17 protein-coding genes are annotated in these 16,609 nt (G+C 70.7%); 7 read left to right on the top strand and 10 right to left on the bottom strand.

Going from position 1 to position 16,609, the window contains the following annotated elements; genetic code table 11:
- The 3 genes from J0P97_RS13605 to nusA form a co-directional block, all read right to left on the bottom strand.
- Positions 1-722 (bottom strand): translation initiation factor IF-2 N-terminal domain-containing protein (locus J0P97_RS13605; protein WP_308163574.1); only part of this gene is annotated, 722 nt, incomplete at its 3' end.
- 92 nt (positions 723-814) lie between these two features.
- On the bottom strand, positions 815-1,066 hold the full coding sequence (locus tag J0P97_RS13600; protein ID WP_215488325.1) for a YlxR family protein: 252 nt from the start codon (positions 1,064-1,066) through the stop codon (positions 815-817).
- An 11-nt stretch (positions 1,067-1,077) separates the two neighbouring features.
- A complete protein-coding gene (gene nusA / locus J0P97_RS13595) occupies positions 1,078-2,067 on the bottom strand; it encodes a transcription termination factor NusA (RefSeq protein ID WP_215488324.1) in 990 nt (329 codons plus the stop codon).
- A gap of 130 nt (positions 2,068-2,197) precedes the next feature.
- Here nusA and J0P97_RS13590 point away from each other — a divergent pair, with 130 nt between their 5' ends.
- Positions 2,198-2,800, top strand: a complete 603-nt coding sequence (locus J0P97_RS13590) for an acetate uptake transporter family protein (RefSeq protein WP_215488323.1) — start codon at positions 2,198-2,200, stop codon at positions 2,798-2,800.
- Entirely contained in the window at positions 2,800-3,615 is an 816-nt protein-coding gene (locus J0P97_RS13585; protein WP_215488322.1) for a DUF1206 domain-containing protein, read from the top strand. The genes J0P97_RS13590 and J0P97_RS13585 overlap by 1 nt, the downstream gene beginning before the upstream one ends.
- Positions 3,616-3,622: 7 nt before the next feature.
- Here the strand turns inward: J0P97_RS13585 and J0P97_RS13580 are convergent, their stop codons facing one another.
- Positions 3,623-4,666 carry an LOG family protein gene (locus J0P97_RS13580; RefSeq protein ID WP_215488321.1) on the bottom strand — a complete coding sequence of 348 codons (1,044 nt, stop codon included), beginning with the start codon at positions 4,664-4,666 and terminating at the stop codon, positions 3,623-3,625.
- Between the two features lie 102 nt (positions 4,667-4,768).
- On the opposite strand from J0P97_RS13580, the gene J0P97_RS13575 reads away from it, so the two are divergent.
- Together J0P97_RS13575 and J0P97_RS13570 are read left to right on the top strand one after the other, a co-directional pair.
- Complete coding sequence (locus J0P97_RS13575; RefSeq protein WP_215488320.1) at positions 4,769-5,272, top strand: pyridoxamine 5'-phosphate oxidase family protein; 504 nt, start codon at positions 4,769-4,771, stop codon at positions 5,270-5,272.
- 300 nt (positions 5,273-5,572) lie between these two features.
- Positions 5,573-6,832, top strand: coding sequence for a nucleotide disphospho-sugar-binding domain-containing protein (locus J0P97_RS13570; RefSeq protein ID WP_215488319.1), 1,260 nt, complete (start codon positions 5,573-5,575; stop codon positions 6,830-6,832).
- 128 nt (positions 6,833-6,960) lie between these two features.
- Here the strand turns inward: J0P97_RS13570 and J0P97_RS15685 are convergent, their stop codons facing one another.
- A complete protein-coding gene (locus J0P97_RS15685; RefSeq protein WP_246540485.1) occupies positions 6,961-7,305 on the bottom strand; it encodes a hypothetical protein in 345 nt (114 codons plus the stop codon).
- 36 nt (positions 7,306-7,341) lie between these two features.
- Here J0P97_RS15685 and J0P97_RS15960 point away from each other — a divergent pair, with 36 nt between their 5' ends.
- Entirely contained in the window at positions 7,342-7,668 is a 327-nt protein-coding gene (locus tag J0P97_RS15960) for a response regulator transcription factor (protein WP_282837821.1), read from the top strand.
- A gap of 28 nt (positions 7,669-7,696) precedes the next feature.
- Here the strand turns inward: J0P97_RS15960 and J0P97_RS13560 are convergent, their stop codons facing one another.
- From J0P97_RS13560 to J0P97_RS13550, 3 genes are read right to left on the bottom strand one after another with little or no spacing between them, the layout of a single operon-like run.
- Positions 7,697-8,032 (bottom strand): nuclear transport factor 2 family protein, encoded by a 336-nt coding sequence (locus J0P97_RS13560; RefSeq protein WP_215488317.1) that lies wholly within the window; start codon positions 8,030-8,032, stop codon positions 7,697-7,699.
- 35 nt (positions 8,033-8,067) lie between these two features.
- Positions 8,068-9,834: a proline--tRNA ligase gene (locus J0P97_RS13555; RefSeq protein WP_215488316.1), complete on the bottom strand. Its 1,767-nt coding sequence runs from the start codon at positions 9,832-9,834 to the stop codon at positions 8,068-8,070.
- Positions 9,835-9,845: 11 nt separating this feature from the next.
- Positions 9,846-10,859, bottom strand: coding sequence for a hypothetical protein (locus J0P97_RS13550; RefSeq protein WP_215488315.1), 1,014 nt, complete (start codon positions 10,857-10,859; stop codon positions 9,846-9,848).
- A gap of 134 nt (positions 10,860-10,993) precedes the next feature.
- On the opposite strand from J0P97_RS13550, the gene J0P97_RS13545 reads away from it, so the two are divergent.
- Both J0P97_RS13545 and J0P97_RS13540 read left to right on the top strand, forming a co-directional pair.
- Positions 10,994-12,475, top strand: a complete 1,482-nt coding sequence (locus J0P97_RS13545; protein ID WP_215488314.1) for an RNB domain-containing ribonuclease — start codon at positions 10,994-10,996, stop codon at positions 12,473-12,475.
- A 100-nt stretch (positions 12,476-12,575) separates the two neighbouring features.
- Entirely contained in the window at positions 12,576-14,168 is a 1,593-nt protein-coding gene (locus J0P97_RS13540; protein WP_215488313.1) for an isocitrate lyase, read from the top strand.
- 33 nt (positions 14,169-14,201) lie between these two features.
- Here the strand turns inward: J0P97_RS13540 and J0P97_RS13535 are convergent, their stop codons facing one another.
- Both J0P97_RS13535 and J0P97_RS13530 read right to left on the bottom strand, forming a co-directional pair.
- On the bottom strand, positions 14,202-15,383 hold the full coding sequence (locus J0P97_RS13535) for a benzoate/H(+) symporter BenE family transporter (RefSeq protein WP_215488312.1): 1,182 nt from the start codon (positions 15,381-15,383) through the stop codon (positions 14,202-14,204).
- A gap of 118 nt (positions 15,384-15,501) precedes the next feature.
- On the bottom strand, positions 15,502-16,551 hold the full coding sequence (locus J0P97_RS13530) for a hypothetical protein (protein ID WP_215488311.1): 1,050 nt from the start codon (positions 16,549-16,551) through the stop codon (positions 15,502-15,504).
- Positions 16,552-16,609 lie beyond the last annotated feature (58 nt).

Below are 16,609 nucleotides of genomic sequence, written 5' to 3'. Positions count from 1 at the left end.
GCGCCGCCCGGGAGCGGGGCTCCGGGGCGGGGCGCGCCGGGGCGCGAAGCCTGCGGGCGCGGGATGCTCCCGGGGGTCGGACGCTGGCCCATGCCCTGCGCCGAGGCGAAGGGGTTGTTGCCGGGACGCGGGCCCGCGGGACGCTGACCCATGCCCTGCGCCGAGGCGAAGGGGTTGTTGCCGGGGCGCGGAGCCCCACCGGGACGGGGCGCCGCGGGCGCGGCGGGGCCGGGGGTCGGCGCCGAGGAGCCGCCCTCCGTCTTCCCGTCGGACGCGGAGTTCCCCTCGGCCGGCGCCTTCGGCGCGGCCGGGGACGCGGTCCCTGCCTGCGGCGCGGCGTCTGCCTTCGGCTTCTTCTCAGCCGCCGGAGCGGGAGCAGCAGCCGCCGGCTCGGGAGTCGCGGGCGCGGCCGACGCCGGCGTGGCGGCGGCCGGAGCCTGGGGTCCCGGAGTCGGGGCCGCAGGGCGCGCCGGACCGGGGCGGGCGCCGGTCGTCGGGCGCGACGACGCGGCGGGCTTCGAGGGGGATGCCGGGGCGGTCGCCGCGGCGCTTGACCCTGCGCCGTCCGCCTCGAGGGCGGTCCGGAGCTTGCGCGCCACCGGGGGCGCGATCGTCGACGAAGGACTCTTGACGTACTCGCCGAGTTCCTTCAGCTTCGCGAGGGCGACTTTCGAGTCGACGCCGAGCTCGGAAGCGATCTCGTGCACACGTGGGTTTGCCACATTTCTCCTGTCTGGGGCCCACCCCGGACAGGGCGGACCGCTACTTGCGGACGGGTCTCATTTCGAGCCGTTCACTTTGCGTCCATAGCCGTTCAGCCTTTTCGCTGGTGGTTGTGATGAATGGTCTGCGTGTCCAGCGTGCCGGACACTCGCAGCGCTCGCCCGAAGGCCCGTCGACGGATGGCCGCCTCCACGCACGCGTCCGTGTCATGCACCCACGCGCCCCGGCCGGGAAGGACGGCGTCCTCGTCTGCGACGAGTGCTCCGTCCCGTTCGACGACCCGCAGCAAGGCGGACCGAGGAGCGCGCGCGCGGCATCCCACGCACGTTCGAACGGGTTCCATCTTACCCCCGGTCAGGCGTCCTCGAGAATCGAATCCGGCTGGATGTCGATCTTGGCCCCCGTGAGCTTCGCGGCGAGGCGGGCGTTCTGCCCCTCCTTGCCGATCGCGAGCGACAGCTGATAGTCGGGAACGAGGGCCCGCACGGCCTTCGTGTTCGCGTCGAGGATGAAGCTCGAGGTGACCTTGGCGGGCGACAGGGCGTTGGCGACGAACTTCGCGAGCTCCGGGTCGTAGTCGACGATGTCGATCTTCTCGCCGCCGAGCTCCTCGGTCACCGCGCGCACGCGACGGCCCATCTCACCGATGCAGGCGCCCTTCGCATTGATCGAGGGGTCCGTCGCCGTGACGGCGATCTTGGTGCGGTGACCCGCCTCCCGCGCCAGCGAGATGATCTCGACGAGGCCGGAGGCGATCTCGGGCACCTCGAGGGCGAAGAGCTTGCGGACGAGGCCGGGGTGGGTGCGCGACACGGTGATCTGCGGACCCTTCAGCCCCTTGGACACGGAGGTCACGTAGACGCGGAGGCGACCGCCGTGCGGGTACTGCTCCCCCGCGACCTGCTCCTCAGGAGGGAGGATCGCCTCGACGGTGCCGAGATCGACGTGCACCATGCGCGGGTTCGGACCCTGCTGGATGACGCCGGCGACGATGTCGCCCTCCTTGCCGCGGAACTCGCCCAGAATGGCGTCGTCGGCGATATCGCGGAGGCGCTGGCTGATGACCTGCTTCGCGGCGAAGGCGGCGATGCGACCGAAGTCCTCCGGCGTCGACTCCTCCTCGCCGATGACGGCGCCGGTCTCATCGATGAGCGGCACGAAGACGGCGACGTGGCCGGACTTGCGGTCGAGCACGGCACGCGCACCCTCGGGCAGCTCGCCGTCGGGCGAGGTGTGCTTCGCGTAGGCGGTGAGGATGGCCTGCTCGATGATGCGCACGAGTTCTTCGAAAGGGATCTCCCTCTCACGCTCGACCGTACGCAGCAGTCCCAGATCGATGTCCACAGGTTCCTCCCTATTCAGCTCTCGGCGGACGGATTCCGTCGCACCATCCTCACGACTTTACCGGATGCCGCGAGGATTATCTCCGGACGAGAGCCGCCGCACGCGCCCGCCCGGTGGGTATCGTGAGCGCATGCGCACCGCTCGCCGCCCCGACGCCACGACCGCCGATCCCGGCCTGATCGGCCTGCTCGGTTTCGTCATCGCGACCCTCACGGCACAGCTCGCACACCTCGGCGTGCAGAACGAGAGCGCCGTCTTCTGGGTCGGCGCGGCGTTCGGCGGCATCGTCCAGGTCACCGCCGGGATGCTGTCGTACTTCATCGGCGACGACTTCCACTTCATCGTCTACAACGCGTTCGGGTGGTACTGGATCTGCATGCCCGGTTTCCTCCTCGGCGGAGAGCTCGGCTTCTTCGAGGTCTCCGGTCCCGCCAAGCCGCTGTTCATGATGATCTTCTCGATCCTCGCGTTCGGCTTCGCCGTGGCCGGGTCGATGCACAACACCGTGCTTCCGGTGACCCTCATCTGCGTCGGCATCGGCCTCGGTCTCGAATCCGCCGGCGCGTTCGGCGGAGGCGAGGGGTTCGGCGTCGTCGGCGCGTGGTTCCTCATCGCGGCATCCGCCCTCGCGACCTACATGCTGATCGAGAAGTTCTACTGGCGCACCATGGGGCGCCACGTGATCCCGCTCGGGCGGCCCTGGATCGCGGGCAGCGCGGACATCGAGTCCTGATGGCGGATGCCGCGCGCAGCGCCGCACGTTCCGTCTCCTCGAGCCCGCTGGTCCGCGTCCTCGCCCGCGGAGGCTACGCGGCATCCGGACTCGTCCACGTGCTCATCGGGATCCTCGTCCTGAGCCTCGCCGTCGGCGGGTCGGGTGAGGCCGACCAGTCCGGGGCCCTCCGCGCGATCGCCGGCGCGCCGCTCGGCATCCTCGTGCTCTGGAGCCTGGCGGTGCTGCTCTGGGCGCTCGGCCTGTACCACCTCGTCGAGGGGTTCCTGCTGCGCGCGTCGGGCGACGCGAAGGCGCAGGCGGCGGGATGGGGTCGACGTATCTCCGAATGGGGTCAGGGAGTCGTCTTCGCGGCGCTCGGGACGGTCGCCGCATCCGTCGCCCTCGGCGCCCGCACGGACGGCAACGCCGTTGCGGAGGGTGCGAGCAGGAATGCGCTCTCCCTCCCCGGCGGTCCGCTGCTGCTCGGCGCGGTGGGCCTCGGGATCGCCGCCGGCGGGATCGCATTCGTCGTGATGGGCATCCTCCGCTCCTTCGAGAAGAAGATGTCGATCCCCTCCGGCGGCATCGGCCCGTTCGTCACCGGCCTCGGCATCGTCGGCTACATCGCCAAGGGCATCGCCCTCGCGGTGGTCGGAGTGCTGCTCATCGTCGCGGCGGTCACCGCGGACGCGGCACAGGCGGGTGGGCTCGACGATGCCTTCGACAAGCTCCACGGGCTCTTCCTCGGCCCACTTCTGGTCGGCGTGGTGGGCGCAGGGTTCGTCGCGTACGGCGTGTTCCTCTTCTTCCGAGCGCGCTACGCCCGGCTCTGAGCCCGACTCAGCCGCGCGTCGAGGGGAGCGCGTTCACCGCCCGGATCAGGCGGTGCAGCTCTCCCACCTTGAACTGGTTCAGCCGCAGCACGATGCGGGCGAGGTCCAGTCGGTCGCCGTCCGCCACCTCCGCCTTGACAGGCCCGGATGCCTCGATCCGTCCGTCGACGAGGAGGTCGCCGAACCGCGTGTTCAGCTCGGCGAGCTCAGCCTCCGTGGGTGCGTGGCGGAGCCTCAGGACGAGCCGCCCCTTGACCCATCGCAGCGAGTCGTAGTTGCGGTAGAAGCCGGTGATCTCCGCCACTGCGGCATCCACCGAATCCGTCACGAGGACCCGGTCGAAATCATCCGGCGAGACGACGCCCGAGGGGATCAGGTGTTCGTCGACGAAACGTCCGAGGCCGGACCAGAAGTCGCCACCGGGGCGGTCCAGCAGGACGATCGGAGTCGGGTCGGCCTTGCCCGTCTGCTGCAGGGTGAGGAGCTCGAACATCTCGTCGAGCGTGCCGAACCCGCCCGGCACGCAGATGAACCCGCGAGACTCCTTGACGAGCATGAGCTTGCGGGTGAAGAAGTACTTCATCGCCACGTTCCGGGCGTTCTTCGAGATGACCGCGTTGGGCTTCTCCTCGAACGGCAGACGGATGCTCACGCCCAGTGAGTGGTCGGGTCCGGCGCCCTCGGCCGCGGCCTGCATGATGCCGGGGCCGGCACCTGTCACCACCAGCCAGCCCTCCTCGGCGAGCGCACCGGCAGCAGCGGCGGCGGCCCGATACAGCGGGTCGTCGGGTCGCGTGCGCGCCGAGCCGAAGATCGTGACCTTGGGGATGCCGCGGAACGGGGCGAACAGGCGGAACGCGGCGCGCATCTCGGTGAGGGCGGCGGACGTGATCTTCAGGTCGAGCCGGTCCGTGTCGTCGAGGCCGAGCCCGATGCCGGTGGCGAGGATCCGCGCGATGAGGTCCTGATCGCTCTCGATCCCGGCATCCTCGATCACGGACCGGATGTCGTCGGTGACCGACGCGGGAATCTGGGTGGAGCTGCCGTTCATGTCCCCAGCCTGACATGCCGGGGTGAACGGCGGGTGGCGCACGGCGACCGGTCCATGTCAAGCCCCTGCCGCGGCTCGAGACGTGGATGGAAGCCTCGGACCATGACAGAGATCACCGGTCCCGAAGCCCTCGCCCACGTCAAGGAGCTCGTGGAGGACATCGATTTCACGATGCTCACGACGGTGGACGATGACGGCCACCTCGTCTCTCGGCCGATGTCCACGCGGCAGATGGACGACGCCGGCGACATCTGGTTCTTCACGTCGGAGGAAACCGAGAAGGTCGATGAGGCCCGCGAGCACCGCGACGTCGGGCTGTCGTACTGCGACGCGAAGGGCATGCGCTACGTCTCCGTCGGCGGGTCGGCTGCGGTGGTGCACGACCGCGCCAAGATGGAGGAGCTGTACTCGCCCTCCCTCGACATCTGGTTCGAGGACGGGATCGACACCCCCGGCATCGTGCTCCTGAAGGTGACGCCGAAGGTGACCGAGTTCTGGGAGCCCTCGAAGGGCAAGATCGCCATGGCCGCCGGCATGCTGAAGTCCCTCGTCACCAAGGACACGCCGGATGACGACATCATGAACCACGGCAAGATCGTCTGCTGATCCCCGCAGCTCCCGCGGCGTCCCACTCCGTGCGGGCCTCGTCCCACTCCGTGCGGGCCTCGTCCCACTCCGTGCGGGCCTCGTCCCACCTTCGGTCGTATTCTGACCGCGGAAACGACCACAAGTGGGACATGCGGGGTGCGGTCAGCGCAGGGAGCACGGCGTCCCGTGAGGATGAGCCACGCCCCCGGCACCCGGGCGGAGCGACGCGAGCGGAACAGCTCGGTGCTGACACGGATGCGCGGAGTCCCCTTCCGGGTGCACCATGAGCATCGAAGCCCGAGAGCAAGGGAGCCCACGATGGCCCGGTTCCTTCTCACAGCGATGCCCTTCTCGGGACACGTCGCTCCAGTGGCGGCGGTTGCGGGCGCTCTCGTCTCCCGCGGCAACGACGTCCGCCTGTACACGGGGAGCGCATTCCGCCGGCAGGTCGAAGCGGCCGGCGCGCGCTTCGTGCCGTGGCGCGCGGCCCCCGACTTCGACGAGCAGGACCTGCCGGCCACCTTTCCCCGCCTCGTGGGCAAGAAGGGCTTCGCGCAGCTCATGATCAACATGGAGGACCTCTTCATCGCGACCGCGCCCGCCCAGCTCGACGACGTGCGCGCGGAGTGGGGCCGCGAGCCATGGGATGCCCTGGTGAGCGACGAGGCCTCTCTCGCCCCGAGCGTGATCGCGGAGAGCATCGGATGCCCCTGGGCGACCCTCGCGATCCTGCCCCTGCACCTCGTCTCGCAGCAGGGCCCGCCCCCGGGCCTCGGCCTGAGACCCGGGCGGGCGGCGCTCGGGCGCAGCCGTGACGCGGCGCTGCGCGCTCTGATCCCCGCCCTGTCGGGTCGCATCAACCGCGCGAGCGCGCGTGCCCGCGCGGCGATCGGGCTGCCCGAGACACGCGACGGATTCGAGCGTCAGGTGTGGTCGGCGCAGCTCGTCCTGGCATCCGGAGTGCCGGCGCTCGATTTCGACCTGCCCGATCGTCCTGCGCACCTGCACTGGGTGGGCCGGCTCGCGAGCGCGGCCTCGGTGCCGCACCCACCGTGGTGGCCCGACCTCGACGGGCGGCGCGTGATCGTCGTCACGCAGGGCACGCAGAACGTCAACCCCGACGACCTGCTCCGGCCGGCGCTGGAGGCCCTCGCCGACGACGACGCGTTGATCGTCGCGTCGACCGGTGTCCGCGGTGAGGATGCCCTGTCGTTCCCCATTCCCGCGAACGCGCGCACGGCCGCGCTGCTGCCGTTCGACGAGCTGTTCCCGCGGGCGGACCTCGTCGTGACCAATGGGGGCTGGGGCGGTGTTCTGACGGCGCTCTCGCACGGCCGGCCCCTCGTCGTGGCCGGCGGCGACCTCGACAAGCCGGAGGTCGCCGGGCGCGTGGATGCCGCGGGAGCCGGCGTCAACCTGAAGACCGGACGCCCACGACCGGCCGCCGTGCGCGCCGGCGTCGACCGGGTGCTCGGCGACCCCGCCTTTCGAGTGCGGGCCGTTGAGATCTCCGCCGCGATGGCCGCGGCGGGCGGGGTGGAGCGGGCAGCGACGCTCCTCGAGGAGTTCGCCCAGTAACCGCAGTCTTCGGCTCATGACCTCGCCCACCGACGACCGCCGACAGCCCGCGCGGAGGCGGGGTGGCTGTGCATCAAGGAGCGCGCGAGCGCACCCGGCATCGGCGCCAACGCCGATGCCGGGTCGCCTCAGCCGCGCGCCGCCCACTCCCGGTCGCTCGTCCGCAGCGCAATGACGGCGAGGACGGACAGACCTGCGATCTCGAGCGCTCCGCCGCCGACCGCGAACCATTCGCCGAGCCCCCCGAAGACGTTCAGGACGTGGCCGACGGGCCAGCCGAGAATCAGCGCCCCCGCCCACCGCGGAAGACCCCGCGACAGGATGACGGCGAGAGCGAGCAGCGCCGTCCCGACGATGTTCCCGACGACGAACAGCAGGAAGAACGGCAGCGCGGCCGCCGACTGCGACGCTTCGACCACGCCGCCGAGGTCGAGGTTCGGCTGCTCAGCGGCGTACGCGGCGAGCGCTTCCATCAGGAAGCCGCCCACCACGATGCCGAGAAGGACCGGGTGCTCGACGTGGACGAGTTCCTGACGGCACTCAGCCGGGTCGCCGCCGGCGGCACGGCGCTCGACCCCGAGGTCGTCACGCGACTGCTCGGCGCCGCGGGTGCCTCCTCCGTCCTGGCCGCCCTGACCCCGCGCGAGCGGGACGTCCTCGCGCTGATGGCGGAGGGATGGTCCAACGCCGCCATCGCGCAGCGCCTGTTCCTGTCGGAGCGCACCGTCGAGACCCACACCGGCAGCATCTTCACGAAGCTCTCACTGCCCGACTCGCCGGACGACAACCGGCGCGTGCGCGCGATCCTGGCCTACCTCGAGGCGACCGCGCGCTGAAGCAGCGCCCGCACGTCGCTCGCGCCCCTCAGTGCCCGGAGGGGATGACGAAGCCGACGATCTCGTCGCCCCGCAGCGTGAAGATGCCGGCCGACTGGCCGGTGAACACACGACTGCGCCAATCGAAGCGCGTGGTGGTGACCTCCCCCTCGGTGCTCGCGGAGAGGATCGTCATCTGCGCCCCGGCGCCGATCGCGTCCGAACCCGCCCACCGGCGAACGGCCGCCGGCCCGGCGTACATGGTGCCCCAGTCCTCGACGAAGCCGTCGTCGGCGAACACGGCGACGAAGGCGTCGGTGTCGGCCGCGTTGATCGCCGCGACGAAGCGGGCGACGGGGGCGGGCACGGCGGGTGTCTCACTCATCGGTTCTCCTCATTCCGGCTCCTCGGCTCCGCGGCTCAGCGACGTGACAGCCGGGCCGTCGCGTCCGCAGCGGGCAGCACGGTCCGCTCGCCCGAACGACGCTCCCACAGCTCGACCTCGCCGTCGGCGGCTCCCCGCCCGACGATCACGATCCAGGGGACGCCGATGAGCTCCGCGTCACCGAACTTCACGCCCGGGGAGACCTTCTTGCGGTCGTCGTAGAGGACGTCGAGGCCCGCGGCATCCAGCTCGTCCGACACCTGCGCGGCGAGGGCGAACGCCGCCTCGTCGCGCCCGGTGGCGACCACCTGCACGTCGAACGGCGCCACGGACTCTGGCCAGATCAGGCCCTTGTCGTCGTTGTTGAGCTCGGCGAGGATCGCGAGGATCCGGGTCACACCGATGCCGTAGGACCCCATCGTGACGGTGACGAGCTTGCCGTTCTCATCGAGGACCTTGAGCCCGAGCGCCTCGGCGTACTTCCGGCCGAGCTGGAAGACGTGGCCGATCTCCATACCGCGCGCGAGCGTGACAGGCCCGGAGCCGTCCGGCGCGGGATCGCCCTCGCGAACGCTCGCGATCTCGACGAACCCGTCCGTGCCGAAGTCGCGGCCGGCGACGAGCGAGTGCACGTGCTTCTGGTCGACGTTCGCGCCGGTGATCCAGACGGTGCCGTCGGCGACGCGCGGGTCGAGGAGGTACCGGATGCCGGTCGCCGACTCCTCCCCGAGGATGGCGCCCTCGGGCGACCAGGGACCGATGTAGCCCTTGACGAGCAGCGGGTTCTTCTCGAAGTCCTCGGGCGTGGCGGGGTCGACCGCAGCCGGCGCGAAGACGACCTCCGCGCGCTTGTCGTCGACATCGCGGTCACCGGGGAGGCCGACGACGACGAGCTCCCGCGTGCCGTCGAGGTGGGTGAGGGCGAGCACGACGTTCTTCAGCGTGTCGGCCGCCGTGAAGGCGCGCTCCGACGTGCCCAGGACGGCGTTGGTGTGCGCGACGAGAGTGTCGATCGTGGGAGTGTCCGGCGAGTCGAAGATCACGGGCTCGGGCATTCCGTCGACCGCGACAGGCTCGGGCGCCACCGTCTCGAAAGCCTCTACGTTGGCCGCGTAGCCGCCGTCCGAGCGCACGAACGTGTCCTCGCCGACCGCGGTCGGGTGGAGGAACTCCTCGGACTTGGAGCCGCCCATCGCCCCGGCATCCGCCTGCACGATCACGTACTCGAGGCCGAGGCGCTGGAAGATCCGCTCGTACGCGTCGCGCTGGGCCTGGTACGAGGCGTCCAGTCCCGCATCGGTGTAGTCGAAGGAGTAGGCATCCTTCATCGTGAACTCGCGCCCGCGCAGAAGGCCCGCGCGCGGCCGGGCCTCATCCCGGTACTTGTCCTGGATCTGGTACAGCGTGACGGGGAGATCCTTGTACGACGAGTAGAGGTCTTTGACGAGCAGGGTGAACGCCTCCTCGTGCGTCGGGGCGAGGAGGTAGTCGCCGTTCTTGCGGTCCTGCAGGCGGAACAGCAGGTCGCCGTACTCCTCCCACCGCCCCGTCGCCTCATATGCCTCGCGCGGCATCAGAGCGGGGAAGTGCACTTCCTGCGCTCCCGCGGCCGCCATCTCGTCGCGGACGATCGTCTCGATCTTCGCCTTGACGCGCAGACCGAGCGGGAGCCACGCGAAGATGCCGGCCGCCTGCGGACGGATGTACCCGGCGCGGATCAGCAGCTTGTGGCTCGCGACCTCGGCCTGAGCCGGGTCTTCGCGGAGCGTGCGGACGAAGAAGGAGGAGAGACGGGTGACCACGAGCGACAAGCTTAGCCGCGGGACCCGGCATCCTTCTTGGCGATGACCGACAGCACCCCGAGCGCCGTGTCGACGACGCTCACACCCGCGAGCCGCTGACCCTGCAGGTGCAGGATGTTCACGCCGTCGGAGAGGTACACCTCGCCCCGCGAGGTCACACGGGCGGGATGCCCGCCGACCATCGTGTCGACGGCATCGGACACGCTGGCGGCCAGCGTCTTCCAGGCCCACGCACCGCCGGGCACGGAGATCACGCTGAACTCGGATCCGCGGTCGCCCTTCTGGGTCGGGGTGCGCGTCCAGTCGCAGCGCGCGGTCGTGGATGACGCGATGGCGAGCTCCCCGTCGACGGTGGCCGCCGGGGGCGCCCCCAGCGCGGTGCGCGCCTCGTCGGAGCCGAGGAGGGACGTGACCCCGATCGTCTCCCCGATCGCACGGCAGTCGAGCGGGTGGCTCCACGTCGTCGCGCGGGTCGGCGCCGGCGTGCCCTCGGTCGCCGAGGCCGCCACGGCCGCGGCGATCCCACCCAGTTCGCCCAGTGCCGTCGCGTCATCGACCGACGTGGGGAAGGACGCCGCGACGAGCGCTGTCTGGCCGGCGCCGGGCGCGGAGGCGTGGCATTCCATGCTCCCGGCGCCTCGGTCGCACGTCGGAGCGGCCAGGAGGGCGGCGATCCTGCCCGTGGCCAGGGAGGTGGGCAGCAGATAGGCGTCGACCGCGAGACGCGAAGTGAGGAGGGAGCAGGCGAGACCGCCCTCGGTCTCGATGGCGATGTGCCACATCTGATCGAGCGTCGTGACACGCTGCACGCCGCCCGATGCCGCGACGACGGCATCCGATGCCGCCAGCGCGGGGCATCCGCCCGCGACCGGCGAGACGGGAGCGGGTGGCGTCGGGGATGCCGAGGGCGTCGGACGTGGGCTCTCGCTCGGCGACGCGGAGCCGCTCGGCGGCGCGATCGCGTCGTCGGCGTCGGCGCCGGTGCAGCCGGAGAGCATCCCCGCGACGAGGAGCAGAGAGGCCACGGCCACCGGTACGGACACGGACCTCGACCTCGCAGCACTCACCCGAGAATCGTAACCGGCCCAGTCTGTGCACGTGGTGTGCGGCGTGCGCAAGGGGATCCGCCCGACGGATGCGCCGCACCTACACTGGCCCCGTGCCGCCCCGCCGACCCCGTCTCGCTCCGACTCCCGCCCGCGGCGAGCTGGCCGCCTCGCTCCTCGCACTGCGGGAGTCGCTGGGCCTGTCCGAGGACTATCCACCGGACGCCGTCGCCGAAGCCGACGCCGCTGCTCGCGCCGTTCCCCTCGACCCCGCGGCATCCGGGCTCGCGGATCTTCGCGATGTGGAGTTCCTCACCATCGACCCGGTCGGCTCCACCGACCTCGACCAGGCCCTCCACCTCGAGCGCACCGGCTCCGGCGCCGTCCTGCACTATGCGATCGCCGACGTGCCCGCCTTCGTGGCTCCCGGTCTGGCCCTGGATGCGGAGACGCGCCGTCGGGGGCAGACGATGTACGCCCCCGACGGGCGCATCCCCCTCCACCCGCCGGTCCTCGGCGACGGCGCGGCCTCTCTTCTGCCGGGCGTCGACCGTCGCGCGTTCGTCTGGCGCTTCGTCCTCGACGACGGCGCGCGGCCGGTCGAGACGACACTCGTCCGCGCGATCGTGCGCTCGCGCGCGCAGTGGTCGTACGAGGACGCCCAGCAGGCGATCGACCGCGGCGATGCGCCCGGATCGCTTCGTGCGATGCCGTGGTTCGGCGCGCAGCGCGCGGAACGGGAGCGCGAGCGGGGCGGCGCAAGCCTGAACATCCCCGAGGCGCGGGTCGTCCCGGTCGAGACGCCGGACGGGATCGGCTACGACCTCGAGATCGATGCCGGCGTTCCGCTCGAGGACGCCAACGCCCACGTGTCGCTTCTCACGGGCATGGCCGCCGCCGGGATCATGATCGCCGGACGGGTGGGGATCCTCCGCACGATGCCGCCCGCCGACGCCGACGACATCGCGGAGTTCCGCGCGCAGACGGTTGCCCTCGGCATCCCGTGGCGGACCGACGTCGGCTATGGCGACTACCTGCGGAGCCTCGACGGATCCCCCACCGCCCGCGCGGTCAAGGAGTACGCGGCGGGGCTGTTCCGCGGCGCCGGCTACCTCGCCTTCGACGGCGACGTGCCCGCCGAGAACATCCAGGCGGCGATCGGCGCGCCGTACGCCCACACGACCGCGCCCCTGCGGCGCCTCGTCGACCGCTGGTCGCTCGTCGTCTGCGAGGCGCTCGTCCAGGGCCGCGCCGTCCCCGAGTGGGCGCGGTCCTCGCTTCACGACCTCCCGGCGATCATGAGCCGTTCGACGCAGAAGGCGTCCCAGCTGGATGCGGGCGCCCTCGATCGAGTCGAGGCCGCGCTCCTGCATGGGCGCGAAGGCGAGACCTTCCCGGGGGTGGTCCTGGCGCTGCGGGGCGACGGCGCTCGGGTTCAGCTCACCGAACCCCCGGTGGAGGCGAAGGTGAGCGGGCTGGATGCCGCGCCGGGAAGCGCCGTCCAGGTGACGCTCGTCACGGCATCCATCGCCGAAGGCACCTGTGTGTTCCGCGTCGCGACCCCGATGTCTTCCGGAGAGCAGAAAGACGGCTGAATTTCACACGCCGAATGGCCGGAAGAGGTCTGAAACTTGGCGCACAGTGGTTCCAACGCCACCCGCTCCGCGAGCGGAAGACCACTGCAAAGGACCCACAATGACCGCCTACACCGACGCCACCCTGGCGATCACGGCTCTCAAGGAACAGAACGGCCCGAGCTGGGATGCGATCGACCCCGAGTACGTCGCGCGGATGCGACTGCAGAACCGGTTCCGCACCGGACTCGAGATCGCCCAGTACACCGCCGACATCATGCGCCGCGACATGGTCGAGTATGACGCCGATTCCTCGGTCTACACGCAGTCGCTCGGGGTCTGGCACGGCTTCATCGGCCAGCAGAAGCTGATCTCGATCAAGAAGCACCTGAAGTCCACGAACAAGCGCTACCTCTACCTCTCCGGCTGGATGGTCGCGGCGCTCCGTTCGGAGTTCGGCCCGCTCCCCGACCAGTCGATGCACGAGAAGACGGCCGTGCCGGCCCTGATCGAGGAGCTCTACACGTTCCTGCGTCAGGCCGACGCGCGTGAGCTCGACCTCCTGTTCACCAAGCTGGACGATGCACGCGCCGCCGGCGACGAGACCGCCGTCGAGTTCATCCAGAGCCAGATCGACACGTACGAGACGCACGTCGTTCCGATCATCGCCGACATCGACGCCGGGTTCGGCAACCCCGAGGCCACCTACCTCCTCGCCAAGAAGATGATCGAGGCGGGCGCGTGCGCCATCCAGATCGAGAACCAGGTGTCGGACGAGAAGCAGTGCGGCCACCAGGACGGCAAGGTCACGGTCCCCCACGAGGACTTCCTCGCGAAGGTCAACGCGGTGCGCTACGCGTTCCTCGAGCTCGGCATCGACAACGGCGTGATCGTCGCCCGCACCGACTCGCTGGGAGCCGGCCTCACCCAGAAGCTCGCCGTCTCCTCGGAGCCCGGCGACCTCGGAGACCAGTACAACGCGTTCCTCGACGTCGAGGAGATCGAGGCGGGTGACCTCAGCGACGGCGACGTGATCATCCGGCGCGAGGGCCGGCTGCTGCGGCCGAAGCGCCTGGCATCCAACCTCTACCAGTTCCGCCCCGGGACCGGCGAGGAGCGCTGCGTGCTCGACTGCATCACCGCGCTCCAGGGTGGTGCCGACCTGCTCTGGATCGAGACGGAGAAGCCGCACGTCGAGCAGATCGCGGGCATGGTGGACGAGATCCGCAAGGTGATCCCGAACGCGAAGCTCGTGTACAACAACAGCCCGTCGTTCAACTGGACGCTCAACTTCCGCCAGCAGGCCTACGACGCGCTCGCCGCGCAGGGGGCGGATGTCACGGCGTACGACCGCGCAGACCTCATGAACATCTCGTACGACGACACGGAGCTGGCCCGTCTGGCCGACGAGAAGATCCGCACGTTCCAGAAGGACGGGTCGGCGCGCGCCGGCATCTTCCACCACCTGATCACCCTGCCGACGTACCACACGGCGGCGCTGTCGACGGATGACCTGGCCAAGGGGTACTTCGGCGACGAGGGCATGCTGGCCTACGTGCGGGGTGTGCAGCGACGCGAGATCCGCGAGGGCATCGCGACGGTGCGGCACCAGAACATGGCGGGCTCCGACATCGGCGATAACCACAAGGAGTACTTCGCGGGCGACGCGGCCCTCAAGGCCGGCGGCGCGCACAACACGATGAACCAGTTCTGACGCGCGGACTCACCGCATCGGACGGGCTCCTGCTCAGGCAGGGGCCCGTCTGGCGTGCAGGACGATCCGCACCACGAGTCCCGCGACCAGCGCCCAGAATGCGGCGCTGATCCCGGCGACGACGATGCCCGAGGCGGCGACGAGGAAGGTGACGACGGCCGGCATCCGCTCGCCCGGATCATCGATCGCCTGCTGCACGGCGGACCCGAAGGCGCCGAACAGCGCCACGCCTGCGACGGCCGGGATGAGACTGCCCGGCGCGACGACGACGAGGGCGACGAGCGCGGCGGACAGCCCGCCCGCGACGATCGCCCACGCTCCCGTCGAGACCCCGGCGATCCACCGGCGTTTCGCGTCGGGGTCGGCATCAGGTCCAGCCGCGAGGGCCGCGCTGATCGCGGCGAGGTTGATCGCGTGGGCGCCCGCGGGCGCACCGAGCGCGGTGCCGAGGCCCGTCACGAGCATGGCCGGTCGCCACGGCACCTCGTACCCGAAGCTGCGCATGATCGCGATTCCCGGCACGTTCTGCGACGCCATCGTCACGAGGAACAAGGGCAGCGCCAGCCCGACGACGGCGCCGAACGTGAGCGTCGGCGCGGTGAGCTCGATCCGCGGCAGGAAGCTCCCGGCATCCAGGGTCGCACCCGTCAGCGTGACGTGGATGCCGATGACCACGGCGGCCGCGGCGAACGCGAGCGGCACCGCCCACCGCGGGGCGAGACGCGCGCAAACGAGCCACGTGACGATGACCGGCGCGACGGCCCACGGGGCGCTGACGAGGCCGGACACGGGCGCGAGGCAGAGCGGGAGCAGCACACCCGCGAGCATCGCCTGGGCGATGGACGGCGGAATACGCGCGATGAGGCGCCCGAGCTGCGGCCAGAGGGCCGTCAGCAGGATGAGCGCCGCCGTGATGCAGAACGCGCCCACCGCCGCCGGCCATCCTCCTTCGACTGCCCCGGTCGCAGCCAGGACGGCCGCTCCCGGGGTCGACCAGGCCGACGTGATCGGCATGCGATAGCGCCACGAGAGGGCGATCGAGGCGAGGCCCATCGTGACGCACAGGACGAGCAGTCCGCTGGCGGCTTGCGCGGGGGTCGCGCCCACGGCACCGAGCCCCGTCAGCACGACGGCGAACGAACTCGTGACGCCGACGAGGACCGTGACGAGGCCCGCGACGATCGGGCGCGACAGCGGGGCATCCGTCTCGGTCATAGGACCCCGACGCTATCGGATGCGGGCGGCCTGCCCGCACGTCGTGACGTGACATCACGGAGCAGGATCCGTTCCCGGTCGCAGAACGGGCGTCCCTCCACCCGCTCGATCCGCCGTCTCAATCGCGAGGGAATGCCGCGATGATCTGACCCGCAGCCGATTCCGGGTCCGGCGCCTCCATCACCTGCAGCACGTTCGTTCCGTCCGTCGCGATGACGGATGTGCTCTCGGGACGAAGACCCGCCTGCGCCCGGAACGCTTCTTCCGCACCCGGGATCGTGATCGCGGTGAGGGGGCTTCGCGCACTCCACTCGTCCTGGATCATCTGCCACCCGCCCGCACCGCCCGGGGAGGCATGGACGATGATCGCCGACCCGGATGCCGCGTTCCACGCGCACGAGATGCTCGTCCCGCGCTCCTCGGCGAGCGTCTCGGGGAAGGTGGCCGCGAGCCCGCTCGGATAGCCTGATTGGACGTCGTCCGATCCGAGGATGCCGGTCAGGTCGATACCGCTGGCGAGCTGTTCGCAGGTGATGGGCGACCACCACGCGTCATCGGGAACGGCGGCGACAGGCGCCGGCGTCGTCGCGTCGGACATCGCGCTCTCGAAGACGGGTGTCGCGGCGGCGAGCTGCCGTCGCAGAACCTCATCGGTCGCCGGAGAGCCGTCGATCAGGTAGGAGTCCACGGACACGAGGATCCAGATACCCCGCTTGCTGACAGCGACGCCGCACCCGTATCCGTCGGAGGTGTACGAGCCGCACGTCGGCGTCGCGTAGGAGTCTTGAACGTCCTGCGGGACGATCGCGGTGGGAAGCGCGTGAGCGCGAACGCCCAGAAAGTCGTTCGCGCGCCATACGCACGAAGTCCCGCCCAGGGTCCGCACACCGGGTGATGTGCCGTTCTCCGGATCGGCCAACGTCCGCTCCACCGAGACCGAGAGGTCCGAAGCCGAGGCCATGAGCCCGCAGTCGCCGGCGAAGGCCGGGACGGCAAGGGTCGGGACGGCAGGGGTCGGTGCCGTCGTGGCTGTCGGGGAGACGGACACGCTGGGTGTCGGCGAGAGCCCGGGATCCGCCGAACCAGGTCCGGCGCACCCCGAGACGAGGAGGACGATCGACGCAGCGGCCAGGACGAACGCAAAACGGCTCGGGGGGAATCCATTCATGTCCCCATCGTCGCAGACGCGGTCTCGGTACACGACGGGGAGCCGCAACGATCCGATC

The organism is Microbacterium flavum, assembly GCF_018717645.1.
GTDB classification, from domain to species: domain Bacteria; phylum Actinomycetota; class Actinomycetes; order Actinomycetales; family Microbacteriaceae; genus Microbacterium; species Microbacterium flavum.
The sequence above is the reverse complement of the archived record's forward strand: the minus strand, read 5'-3'. Positions and strand labels throughout refer to the sequence as shown.